Origin of the sequence: Brevibacillus sp. FSL L8-0520, from assembly GCF_037963895.1 — a bacterium.
In the GTDB taxonomy this organism is placed as follows: Bacteria; Bacillota; Bacilli; order Brevibacillales; family Brevibacillaceae; genus Brevibacillus; species Brevibacillus borstelensis.
This window is the reverse complement of sequence record NZ_CP150171.1, coordinates 3,469,827-3,481,892: the sequence shown is the minus strand read 5'-3', so window position 1 is coordinate 3,481,892 and position 12,066 is coordinate 3,469,827. Positions and strand designations below refer to the sequence as shown.

General features: G+C 50.7%; 12 protein-coding genes. 7 read left to right on the top strand and 5 right to left on the bottom strand.

The annotated features are described in order from the left end of the window. Positions 1 to 9 precede the first annotated feature (9 nt). A complete protein-coding gene (locus NSQ24_RS17355) occupies positions 10 to 372 on the top strand; it encodes a DUF4912 domain-containing protein (RefSeq protein WP_003386333.1) in 363 nt (120 codons plus the stop codon). 54 nt (positions 373 to 426) lie between these two features. On the opposite strand, the gene NSQ24_RS17350 is transcribed toward NSQ24_RS17355, so the two are convergent. After that, complete coding sequence (locus NSQ24_RS17350; RefSeq protein ID WP_003386332.1) at positions 427 to 1,062, bottom strand: glucosaminidase domain-containing protein; 636 nt, start codon at positions 1,060 to 1,062, stop codon at positions 427 to 429. A gap of 165 nt (positions 1,063 to 1,227) precedes the next feature. Continuing rightward, the gene (locus tag NSQ24_RS17345; RefSeq protein ID WP_003386331.1) at positions 1,228 to 1,656 is read right to left on the bottom strand and encodes a DUF1885 family protein; all 429 of its coding nucleotides are present in this window, start codon (positions 1,654 to 1,656) and stop codon (positions 1,228 to 1,230) included. A 188-nt stretch (positions 1,657 to 1,844) separates the two neighbouring features. Between NSQ24_RS17345 and NSQ24_RS17340 the strand changes: the two genes are divergently transcribed. The 5 genes from NSQ24_RS17340 to NSQ24_RS17320 all read left to right on the top strand — a co-directional run bounded on the left by NSQ24_RS17340 (position 1,845) and on the right by NSQ24_RS17320 (position 6,254). Next, positions 1,845 to 2,369 carry a MarR family transcriptional regulator gene (locus tag NSQ24_RS17340; protein WP_003386330.1) on the top strand — a complete coding sequence of 175 codons (525 nt, stop codon included), beginning with the start codon at positions 1,845 to 1,847 and terminating at the stop codon, positions 2,367 to 2,369. 124 nt (positions 2,370 to 2,493) lie between these two features. Continuing rightward, positions 2,494 to 2,793, top strand: a complete 300-nt coding sequence (locus NSQ24_RS17335; protein ID WP_003386329.1) for a DUF3055 domain-containing protein — start codon at positions 2,494 to 2,496, stop codon at positions 2,791 to 2,793. A 130-nt stretch (positions 2,794 to 2,923) separates the two neighbouring features. After that, the gene (locus NSQ24_RS17330; RefSeq protein ID WP_031932794.1) at positions 2,924 to 3,730 is read left to right on the top strand and encodes an alpha/beta hydrolase; all 807 of its coding nucleotides are present in this window, start codon (positions 2,924 to 2,926) and stop codon (positions 3,728 to 3,730) included. Between the two features lie 164 nt (positions 3,731 to 3,894). Continuing rightward, a complete protein-coding gene (locus NSQ24_RS17325; RefSeq protein WP_003386327.1) occupies positions 3,895 to 4,020 on the top strand; it encodes a GapA-binding peptide SR1P in 126 nt (41 codons plus the stop codon). A gap of 116 nt (positions 4,021 to 4,136) precedes the next feature. Further along, on the top strand, positions 4,137 to 6,254 hold the full coding sequence (locus tag NSQ24_RS17320; protein ID WP_031932795.1) for a hypothetical protein: 2,118 nt from the start codon (positions 4,137 to 4,139) through the stop codon (positions 6,252 to 6,254). 84 nt (positions 6,255 to 6,338) lie between these two features. Here the strand turns inward: NSQ24_RS17320 and NSQ24_RS17315 are convergent, their stop codons facing one another. Together NSQ24_RS17315 and NSQ24_RS17310 are read right to left on the bottom strand one after the other, a co-directional pair. Continuing rightward, positions 6,339 to 8,387, bottom strand: a complete 2,049-nt coding sequence (locus NSQ24_RS17315) for a dihydroorotate dehydrogenase (RefSeq protein WP_327956055.1) — start codon at positions 8,385 to 8,387, stop codon at positions 6,339 to 6,341. 134 nt (positions 8,388 to 8,521) lie between these two features. After that, positions 8,522 to 9,994 carry an aminotransferase class I/II-fold pyridoxal phosphate-dependent enzyme gene (locus NSQ24_RS17310; protein WP_327956057.1) on the bottom strand — a complete coding sequence of 491 codons (1,473 nt, stop codon included), beginning with the start codon at positions 9,992 to 9,994 and terminating at the stop codon, positions 8,522 to 8,524. A 158-nt stretch (positions 9,995 to 10,152) separates the two neighbouring features. On the opposite strand from NSQ24_RS17310, the gene NSQ24_RS17305 reads away from it, so the two are divergent. Then, a complete protein-coding gene (locus tag NSQ24_RS17305) occupies positions 10,153 to 11,121 on the top strand; it encodes a nitronate monooxygenase (RefSeq protein ID WP_327956059.1) in 969 nt (322 codons plus the stop codon). Positions 11,122 to 11,241: 120 nt separating this feature from the next. On the opposite strand, the gene NSQ24_RS17300 is transcribed toward NSQ24_RS17305, so the two are convergent. After that, positions 11,242 to 11,892, bottom strand: a complete 651-nt coding sequence (locus tag NSQ24_RS17300) for a DUF1054 domain-containing protein (RefSeq protein WP_327956061.1) — start codon at positions 11,890 to 11,892, stop codon at positions 11,242 to 11,244. Positions 11,893 to 12,066 lie beyond the last annotated feature (174 nt).

Sequence of the window (12,066 nt, the reverse complement as noted above, 5' to 3'; positions counted from 1 at the left end):
TGGGAGCGAATGGAGACAAATCCCCCGCGGTCATCCACCGACATTGACGGCCCGAGTATAACCATTGCCTGGCAAGATGAGCATTCGATCTTGGCCGAATGGCAAATGACAAAAGAGTTTGAGCAGGAAGTCGAGCGAAAATTCGCGATTCCATTTGCCGAACTGCCATTTGTACTCCGCCTCTTCGATGTGACGGACCGCAACGAGATTCGTAATGACGGCACAGATCTGTATACAGACTTTGATATTAACCACCGGTCTTCAGAATGGATTCTTTATGGAGTGACACAGGGACTGAGATACTGTGTTGATCTGGGGATTCGGATGGTTGATGGCAGATTTTATTCGCTGTCGCGATCTCAACTGATTTGATCAACGTACGCATAAGGCAAGGCTCTCCTTTGGGAGAGCCTTTTTTTGCATTCGCTAAGGGATATTTCTCTGTTTGTCCAAAAGGCGCAGAGCGACAGCGAATACAGCCCAGGCCGGCATCGGTTCATCCAGCTTTCCGAGCCATTCCGGTGAGGTGATCAAGCCTTCTTTTAATGCGCGCAGCCCCAGCTCCTGCTTCCACTCGGGGACGGACTTCTCTTCGGGGGCAAATTGATCGTACTGTGTCAAATGGTAGGTGCGTATCAGGTTGGTCAATTTTTCGGCGTACGCCGGATCCGTTGCGTAGCCCGCTTTTTGCAGCTCCTGTGCGGCTTCGGTGGGAGTGGATGCGAGGATGACACGCTTATACGCGGGCCGAAGCAAAAACGAAGCGTGGTCATCGATGGACTGTTGATAGGAATAGTAGGCTTTGAAGGCAGAGGGGCGAATAACCGTCTGGCCATTTTCCACCTCCCGGGAGTTGACCGTGACAGAACCGGCTGGTCCGCTTCCTTTGATCCCGAACAAATTATAGGAGTAGCGGCCGGTTGCGGCATCGGTTGGAACGTGCTTGCCCCAGCCGGATTCCAGAATGGCCTGGGCAATCGTGATCGAGGGGAAGATGCGATGCGTCAGATAAGATTGGCGGGCTGGCCCGGCTACAAAATGGATAAACACTTGTTGGTCCATCGGGCATTCCTCCCAAAAGAAGGGTTGTGCTCTATTTTTATGAGAAAACAAGCAGAGCGGGGAAGGCTGCTGTCTCTCCTTTTAGAAAGAGCGGCAAATGTGGACAAAAACAGCCAGAAAATAAAAAACAGCCGGGAAATGCCGGCTGCTGCTGCTCCAGGCGCTTTATGGCTTGCGCGGCTGGAAATATTGGATGCGGTTGTTAAAGAGGTGCAGCTCTGCTTTAAAATTGCGTGCAAGATAACGGCAAAATTCATTTGCCTTGCTCTTGTCGCCATGTGTTGCAGAGTCCGGCAGGGAAACTTGAATGTAAGAATGTTCTTTACCATTTTTCTCTCGTTTGCCAACTCCGATGATAATCGCCTTGTGAGTGCTCGGATCTTTGCCGCGAAGCAGCAGCCAGGAATCCTTGCCCTCGGGGCGTTCATCGATGACATAAGGGAAAGCGGCATCGGCGTAGGACCAGCCGAGTTGTTCACCGGTTTTTTTGGTCATGTCGACGTAGCGCAGCAATTTTGCTTTGACTTCATCCAGAGATGCTTCAGTGGCTGTAGAGCCATCCACTAAATATATGTAGGCCGACTGCAGATTCACGTTTGCATTCACTCCTAGTCCCGGGAATCTCCTGCGTTAAGTGTAGCATTCCTGCCACTCTTTGGCAATGAATCATTCCCAGGGGGAAAACAATTGCGAGTTTTTTCAGAAAAGTGTAAAATGTATATACCATTTGCAGCGCGTTACAGCACTAGAGAACGACAAATGGATTGTGGAGGGAAGATACCATGCAGGAGGTTTCCATTCGAAATGTCTATGAAGCATTAAATACGATGCGCGCCATAGATGTGGTCAACAAGGAAGATTGGGAGCGAGCGGCAAAAGAAGCGGAGCTGGACTCCTCCGTACAACTGAATATTCTATGGATCATTTATTGCTACGAAGGCGTGCGCGTAACGCAAATCGCGGAGTGGACCTTCTGGCATCCGTCTTCCATTGTGATCCACATCAAAAAGCTGGTGGAAAAAGAGATGGTCTACATCGAAAAGTCAGAGCTGGATGGCCGGGTTGTCCATGTCTATCCGACGCGCAAGGGCAGAGAAGTGATCGAGACAAGCAGGCAGCGGGTCCCTTCGATTTTCCGTCTCACCTATGCGTTGGAGAAGCTGGAAGAGAGGTACAGTACAGCTGTTGTCGAGCTCTTTTTTGAGTGTCTGTCTTTTGTCGCGCAGTCGCTGCACGGATCGGAAAAGGTCCGGTGGATTCAGGAAGGAGAAGACCGGGTACCCAATCGGCAATCCATGATCATCTGACTTCGCCCAATATTTGGCAGGTTGAAATGTAAACTGGAAATTGAGCGGAGATTGTGTTACACTAATAAAGAATCCGAATATTTAAACAATGCTCGGATCATTACACTTGGAGGAGGGATTGCTGATGGAACGCTATGACCATTTGTACGACGTCGCCGAGAATGCACAGGTTCGTTTTTTCGGTTTTGTCACAGAACGGACTCGCCACGACTTCGGAATCGTCTATACGAACAAGTTTTATGGAAAGCCGTTGGTCATCTGTATGCAGACTGGGCAATCTACCCTTCTCGGTTCAGAGGATGCCGTAAACCCGGAGTACCTGAAGAAAATCTTCCGCTTGGATTGTTCAGATGAAGCAGAAATGCTCTCCCACTTTTTCCAGGAGCATTTGCCATCGTTGCCCTTCGAAGAAAACCAGTATTAACGGATGAGCAGAAGTTCGCTTCTGCTCATTTTTTTGTGCGGTGAGATGCAATCATTGCCTTCCAGAAGAGATGGCGCTTTCATACAATTGCCTTGTCACATGCTATTCTTGGAGAAGAGGAGGGAGCAAAATGGAGTGGTTTTCCCATACATGGTCTGTAGAAAAGCCTCGTGCAGCGATGGTGCTGATCCACGGAACAGGCGAGCATCATGGCAGATATCAACATGTCGCTGACGAGTTAAATCGGTTCGGAGTCGAAGTAGTGACAGGGGATCTGCCAGGGTGGGGCCGGTCTGCGGGCAGGAAAGGGCATATCGACAGCTTTTCGCAGTATTTGGACGCGGCTGGGGCGTGGGTAGAGACGGCCTTGCAAAAAGCAGGACAGAAATACCCGGTATTCGTTTTTGGGCACAGCATGGGCGGCCTTGTCGCGGTGCGCCTCATCGAGCGCTTTGCGGAGCGAAAACGACTCGCCGGACTGATTCTCACGTCTCCATGTCTCCAACTGAAGGTGCCGGTTCCACAGTGGAAGGCCAGGCTGGCTGTTTGGTTGGATAAGAGCTGGCCTACACTGCGAATGGCGAGCGGGATAACGCCCGAGATGGTTACGCGCGACCCGGAGGTGCAAAAGGCTTACATAACAGACCCGTGGCAGTATCCAAAAGTAAGCGTGCGCTGGTACCAGGAGCTACATCGAGCGATGGGGGAAGCTTGGGAGGAACGAGGCAGCCTTTTGTTGCCGACTCTTGTGCTGCAGGCCGGTGATGATCTGCTGGTCGACGCGGATGCCGTGGAGCGATTTGCGGCTGATTTGCCGGAAAAAGCTGTATTCCGGCGCTTCCCCGGAATGCGTCACGAGCTTTTGAATGAGCCGGAGCGGGAAGATGTGCTCTGCTGTATCGTAGAGTGGATGAAGCAGCACGGACTAGAAATGTGACATACTAATAGAGGTTAAAATGTGTATTTTTTCGATTGACTCCTCCATTATGACGTATTAATATAAAGGTACGATCATGAATGAGCATCATCTTTTTGCTGGCGTGTAGGATATATGACATGCTTGTGCGACAGCAATATGAGAGTCGGAGGGGTTTGCGCAATATGGGGACTATTATTTGCCAAAGCTGTGAGTCGATCATCGAGCATTTTGAGAGCAATCAGGTAAAGACGCTGTATGGCATGTGCAAAGGCGAATGCAAGCACGCGGAAGCGACGAAACAGAAATAAGGCGAAATAGATAGAACACGGACGCTTGTCGAAAGCGTCTGTTTTTTTTGACAATGATTGGCGAATGAAGGATAATGGGAAAGAGAGAAAATAGTTGTAAGAGGAGGAATTGTTTCATGAAGCGAGGACGCATCCGGGGACTGATGGCGGCTGTCTTGCTGACATCTTCCCTCTGGGGCGGTACATCGGCTTTCGCCGCAAATGAAATCCGAGTCGATGCAAGTCAGCCTTATATTGCCCGTGTAGGCTTTGACATTTCTACCGATTATGCCGTGTGGATGTTGAAGAATGAAAACACCATTACTCTGTATGACATCGATGATCAATCCGAAACCAAAATTGGGGACAAGTCCTCTGGAAAGAAAAATCCGGTGGTGGACGGCAAGTATGTTGCCTGGATTGACGACCGCCACGGAGGAGACGATGTCTACCTCTACGATATTGACCGAAAAAAGGAAACCCGGATTACGAATGGAGACGCCAAACCGTCTCAACTGGATCTTGCGGACAATATGATCGTGTGGACAGATAGTTCAGACGACAACATCTACCTCTACGATATCAAGGCAGGGGAAGCAAAGCGTGTTTCTACCAGCGGTCGAGCGAGCAACCCGACTGTTTCCGGCAATTACGTTGCTTGGGAAGACAGAAGAAATAAAAATGCCGATATCTACTACTACGACATTAAAAAGGGTCGCGAATACGCGGCTGTTGAAGAAAAAGGCGATCAGACCAAGCCGTCGATCTCCATGGATCAAATCGTTTACGAGAATGACAACGGCAGTGATACCGATGTATACCTCCACGTGTTGGGGACCACTCGGGATAAACGATTGACGACTGATTCTGAAGACGATAAAGTGCCGCAGATCTACGATGACAACTTCATCTTCATTAACGATGGGACCCTGTACTTTGGCGATGTCGACAGACCAAAGGACATAGACGATATTGCCAGAGACGTTTATGACAAAATTCCGCCTCGCATGGCCGGCGATTATGTCATTTTCACCAAGAGAGATCGCGATGACAACCTGAGTCTCTATATCTATGATACAGATGAAGAGGACTTGGTCCAGATCGGCGGAACTGCCGGCGAACCAACAGAGCCGGATGGCGATGACAGATATATCGTCTACATAAACGAGTCGAAGAAATCTTCTAGCGTTGTTTTGCACGATCTGAAAACGAAAACGAGCAAGGTGATCAGCAAATCTGACTCCGAGCCAAACCGTCCGCTTGTCAGCAGTCCTTATGTAGTCTGGTATGACGACGATGAGGAAACGCTGATGGTCTACAACATACGGACTGGCAAGCTGAGCAGAGCTGTTGACGAAGACGATACGCCACATGAGAGCCTGTACGAGCTGGAAGGGAAAAACCTGCTGTGGGTAAACGAGGGCCGTCGTTATGATGTGATCCTGACCGACCTGTCTACAGGTGATTACGAAGAACTCGAAACGCTTAATGATGAACCTCTTTATTTGGATGTCAATGAAAACTATGCGATGTGGGTAAAAGAATCACGCTCCGGTGATAGCACCGTTGTCTTGTACGATATCGACCGCGGACGGGATGAGGATATCCGCACTGACGTAAAAATCAAAGGAGCAAGCCTTGGTGACGAATTTGTCGTCTGGAGCGAATACTCCAATTCGACAAGATCGTATGACTTGTACTATTACGACATTGACCGCGAGCGCACCAATCTGGCAGCCCGTTGGACAGAAAAAGACCAGATCGAACCGCAAGCCTCGCGTGATGTTGTGTTCTTCCTGGATAATCGCAATAGCAAAAAAGACACTGACTACGCCTTTGAGTTATACGACATAGAGGATGATTCCTATCTGGATGAAATTTGGTCGGAGGATGCTGATATTGAGCAGCCGCGCATGGGCGGGAACCGACTTGTCTGGATTGACAACCGAGGCTCTACACCAGCTGTTTACACGAGTGAATTCGCCAGCCCGCGTGATGATGACGACGACGATGACAACGGTGGCGAGCAGCCGGTAGATTACAAAGATTACAACTTCATGAAGGCATTGGATGACAATACTCTCCTGAAGATTTTTACCAGCGGTGATCTCGATAAAATGTACTTCGTATTCAATACAGGCACAAGCAAAGAGAAGCGTCTGCCTGTCGAGGTTGCATTAGATGACTATAAATTATTCTTAACCATGTTGAACGACTCGGACTACGATACAGTAGTCATCCGTGTGTTTAACTAATGTATAATAAATCAGGCGTTGGGGTAAGTGCCTCAACGCCTGTTTTTTTTGCTCTCGCCAATAGAAGAAGTCGTGTTTTTTTAGTCAGCTTTTCCTCAGACAAAAGTAGGGGTATGTGAGCATTAATGCCACCAGGAAGAGAAGGGCAGCCACATACGCAGGGATCAAATGAATAAAGTCCGTATATCCAACTGCGAAATGAATGCCAATCCCGGATGCGAATCCAGGCAGACCTCCCAGAAACAGCGTCCACCAGACCCAGGACTCTCCCTGTCTGAATGCCCACAAGCTGATCAACAGCACCGCGATTCCGACTGACAACAGGGCACCGCCAAATCCGGCCCGATCATGGGCGATCACGGGGATCAGCTTCTCATTATAGGCCTGCAAAACCTCGGGCGTAGCACAAAGAAAGGCCAGATCCTGTGGGACAAACACACCGGTAATCCCGATGATGGAGATAATCAGTCCAGCTCCGGTCAACCCGCAGCCGATAATCACAAAGAACAATTGTCCCCACAGTGAGCGGCGCCAGTCACGGTCATTTTTGACTTGGGCGGGCAGAGAAGAGAGCTGTTTGTTTGCAGGTTGCCTTATGGCCAACAGGAAAAACGGGAACAGCGACAGAGACAATACAGCATGCAGAATATCAAAATAACCGTAGCCAATGTAGAGAAAGAAGCTGAGAAAGCCAACTGAGCCGGAAACGAGCAAGACCTGCTTAGCCCAATGAAGCTGCCGGCTAAGGCCGAATCGGGAAAGCTGGAAATAAATCACGCCAATGGAAATCATTGTACCCGCCAGACTAACCCTGTCATGGGACATGAAAGGGAGAATTTGCGGGTTGAGAGCCTGGAGCTCGGACGCTCTCATGCCCAGGAAGGCTTCATCATAGGGAAGTACGACAGTTGTCAATGCTACCAGGAGTGCGAGTAATCCCCCGATCACCATGCCGATCCCCAGCAGCGAGCCAGAGAACCATCCAGTGAACTGCCCGGTGAATTTCCGAGGAGCACGATGGCTCTCGACGGTTGGTGAATCCGGCTCGGACAACTTGCTGTCGGCAGAAAGTTCAGCAGTCCGAAGAGGATGATTGCTTTGCCAAATGGCTTCATTGATTCGTTTTGGCAGGCCAGGACCGGAATAAATCAGTCCGCTGTGAAGCTGCACAAAATCGGCGCCTGCCGCGAATAAAGCCAGAGCATCGTCTGGCTCGATCACGCCGCCGGAACCGATCATAAAAAGATTCGGGTAACTTTTTCGAATCCACTGAACCATCTGGATGCTCTTTTCCCTTGTTATGCCCCCTGTCAAGCGGCGTGGGGACAGCTCTTGCGGCGGCTTTGTGTCTTTGGCTTCAGACTGCGGGACCGATGTTTTGCCAAAAGCAGATGATGGGGAAATGCCACCGGCGATTGCAACACCTTTTATCCCCGCGCGAATCGCCGGCAATAGCAAGCACTCGGCCTCGACCTTGGGCAAGTCCGGTGACAGTACCAGAAGCAGCGGGGCCTTTGTTGCCTCTGCGAGCAAAGAGAGATGCAGGTTCCATGCAGTCTCATCCCACCCATCCAAAAGCTGTTGACGTGTATCAAGCGTAAAGAATCCACAGTAAGGCGATAGCTGTTCAATCATTTCAATGCGCTCCTGAGCCGCTTCAAGCGGAGAGGACCCAGGGGCGAATGACAGCCGGCAAGCCAATGGAAGCGAGCGATGTCCGCAGCGCTCAAGCCGCTCGGCCAGCTTTGCCGCCCCCATGTTAGCCAAGGGAGCTGGATACGAGATAGACTCGTCTGCCAATAACCGCTCGATGCCGCCGGATTCATCAACGGGATTGCGGGTGACGGGACCCAGTTCTATATAGCCGAAGCCGAATTGGGAAAGGGCGGATAGCCCCCGGGCATCGGTATCGAGCCCGGCCCCCAAGCCAATCGGAGTGGGAAAGGAGACACCCCAATGCTTTCTCGAAAGCTCGGCGGGAGGCTCCATATGTCCCATCAGTTCGATGAGTGAGGGACCGCCCGGGCATTTTGCCAATGTGCCGATAGCGGTCAAGGTCAAACGGCGTGACCGCTCTGCGGGCAGTGTAAACAATAAGGGGCGAAACATCGTGTGATACGACCAATCCGGCATAATGGTTTCCTCCATCTATACCCACTTTTCCCTATCATATCAAATGCTGACTACATACAAAACGCGAATGGCCTCTTCCGAATTGACCTTCGAGACAAAAAAAGCCGACTCGCGTAGAGCCGGCATTTTGTAGGTTATCCAGAGATAGCTGTTTGACGTTTTACGACCTTGACCGTTTTCAGTGACTCGTCCTCAGGGCCTTGAACAGGAAGGCCGACACGAATGTTCTCCTTGATGTAGGCGATGTTTTCCTCTGTAATCACCTCTCCGGGCAAAAAGATCGGAATACCGGGAGGATAAACCATGATAAATTCGGTGATTACCCTACCTGCCGCTTCCGCCAAGGGAACAGTCTCCGTCTCCGCGTAAAAGGCATCGCGCGGCGTCATGGACAGGACCGGGATGTTCGGCAGCGAAATGGTCGGCTTTTCTTCTGCCTGCACATGAGCAAATTCCACAGACAATTCTCTTAGCGCATTCACCAGAGTGCGAATCGATTCCTCTGTATCGCCAGCGGTAACAAAGCAGAGGACATTGTACAAATCGCTCATTTCGACCTCGATGTTGTACTTCGAACGGAGCCAGTTCTCCACTTCCCAGCCAGTAATCCCCAGATCGCGAACGTGAATCAAGAGCTTGGTCGGGTCCATGGCAAAAGTCGCAGGCGTACCGAGAATTTCCCGACCGACGCAGTGAATCCGCGGGATCTCGTTAATCATCTCTCTGGCTTTGTTGGCCATCTGCATCGCTTGCTCGGTCAACATCCGACCGTTAATGGCCAGGTGCTGCCTCGCCATGTCCAGAGATGCGAGCAGGATATAAGAGGTCGAAGTCGTCGTCAGCATGCTCATGACGGTCTTGACGCGATCGACATCGACCAGGCCTTCGCGAACATTCAGGATAGAGGTCTGGGTCAAGGAGCCTCCCAGCTTGTGAACGCTGGTCGCTGCCATGTCGGCACCGGCTTGCATCGCGGAAATCGGAAGCTCTTCATGAAAATGAATGTGGACACCGTGTGCTTCATCCACCAATACGGGAATTTCATAGTTATGCGCAGTACGTACGATTTCTCTGAGATCGCCCGCAAAGCCGAAGTATGTCGGGTTGATGACGAGGAGAGCAGCCGCATCGGGATGCTGCTCCAGCGCTTTTTGAACAGCTTTTACAGTAATCCCGTGAGATATCCCCAAACGCTCGTCCATCACAGGATGGATAAAAATCGGAGTCGCTCCGGCAAAAATGATCGCCGCCATGACTGATTTGTGAACGTTCCGCGGGACGATAATTTTGTCTCCCGGATTGCAAGTGGCCATAATCATGGCCATGATCGCGCCGCTCGTTCCCTGAACGGAAAAAAAGGTATGGTCAGCTCCGAAAGCTTCGGCCGCCAGATTCTGGGCTTCCTTGATCATTGCCTTGGGATGGTGCAAGTCATCCAGAGGAGCAATATTGATGAGGTCAATCGAGAGAGCGTTTTCCCCGATGAATTCACGGAATGTCGGGTGCATGCCCATGCCCTTTTTATGACCAGGGATGTGAAATTGAATAGGATTTCTTCGGGCGTGCTCCAACAACCCGCTAAACAGAGGAGTACTCTTTTGTCTCATATGATCGCCTCACTTTGCAACAAGAATAAAAGGGTAAAAAACAAACAAATTGAGTATAGCAAAAAGGGGGGGGAAAGCAAGTTCATTTTTTTGATATTTATCTGTGGCGGCAGGAGTTCTCCCTTTTGGCCGAGAAGTGAGTGAGAGAGGTGACGCTTATGAAAACAAGAGTGACTGAGCTGCTGCAGATCCAGTACCCGGTCGTACAAGGCGGGCTGGCTTATCTGGCGTATGCCGAATTGGCGGCTGCCGTCTCCAATGCCGGCGGTCTGGGACAGGTAACAGCAATGTCTCTTCCCTCTCCGGAGGCTTTGCGTGAAGAAATTCGGAAAACCAAGGCCTTGACTGACAAGCCGTTTGGTGTGAACTTTGCCATTGGCCAGCATGGTCGCCCATATGAACACATGCTGGAGGCTGCTTTGGAAGAGGGGGTCCGGGTCATTTCCATAACCGGAGGAAATCCCGAGCCGCTCATTCGCCGAACGGACGGCCTCGATGTGAAAAAGCTCGTGCTTGTCGCCTCAGTCCGTCAGGCGCAAAAGGCAGAATCGATCGGCGCAGATGCGGTCATGGCCGTAGGTCAGGAGGGCGGCGGGCACCTGGGCAGAGATGACATCGGCACGTTTGTCCTGATCCCGCGCGTCGTTGATTCGGTGCGTATCCCTGTACTTGCCAGCGGCGGGATCGGAGACGGCAGAGGAATTTTGGCCTCTCTCGCTTTAGGAGCAGAGGGCGTAGAGATGGGGACCCGGTTTATCGCGACCAAAGAGTGCGTCCATGCTCATCCTGCCTACAAGAATGCTTTGATCAGAAGCACAGAGCACGATACCCAAGTAATCAAACGGACGTTGGGGACTCCTGCGAGGGTAGTCAGAACACCCGGGTCAGATCTCATTTTGGAAATGGAAAAAAGCAGTTCGGACTATGAGCATTTGAAGCCGTACATCAGCGGTGAGCGAAACCGCTTGTTTATCCACGAAGGAAACGAGCAGGAGGGCTTCGGATGGGCAGGGCAAGTGATCGGATTGATTGACGATGTCCCGAGTGTACAAGAACTGTTTGACCGAATGTTTCAAGATATACAAGGCAAGCTGGCTTTTCTCAACAACAGTGCAGGTCGTTCCTAGTGGTTTTCCTTAGTGTTCCCGGTCGCACCCGATTATGTGTCCGAAAAGCAAAAGAACAGGAAACCGCTTTTTTAGAGAAAGCGGACCTGTTCTTCTGCATATACCTAAACTACATCCTCATCAAGCGAGTCCCGTTGTACGCAGCTTGCTCAGATTGTACAGCTTGGTCAGGACAGAAAAGGTAGCGTCGAGCTTTGAAAGCAGTTTGTCTCCATCCGCAAGGACAGGATCATGGCGATCGATATTGATGCCGCACAAAATTTCTGCCTTTTTCACTTGTTGCAGTCTGTCGATCAGTTGCAGTACGCCTTCACATCCCAACACTGCTTGAGGAGTGCTGCCCGGCTGCATGTGATCGGGGGACCAGCGAAAGTCGTCAGGTACCATTTCGAGGATTTCCTCCAGGTGTTCCTTCATGGACCGGCTGATCTCCTCCTTGAAGGGAGATTCGTAAATCACTGCATACCAGACAAACAGATGAGTGCCCCACAAGCCTACCTGAAAGTGAGGGTGTTTCTTGTATCCGCGTTTGTCGCCAGCCCAGGCAACCCATGTATCTTTTGGCGGGTTTACTGTTCTGCGCGCGTGCTTGGCGACATGGTAAAACATCTCTTCGCCAGTTGCCAGCGAGAGAGACGGAGCGAAATGTTGTCCGAGGGTCTCCAGCTTGGGACGGATCAGCTCCTTGATCCCTTCCATTCTGTTGTCCAATCCCTCAATGGCAAACACATCAAAATCATTCTGATGAAAACCGGTAAAAGAATTCGTCATCACGACCACCTCTCATAGCACGATCTGTAGCAAGCAGCCCGCTGGGAAACAGGCAAGTATCTTTGTCAAAAGAGCTCAGAACCCCCCATATAATAACATAAGATTTTAGGAAAAAACATGCAGGGAAACGAATAGCAAAAGCTGCAACAGAATAATATGATATACCACTCACTC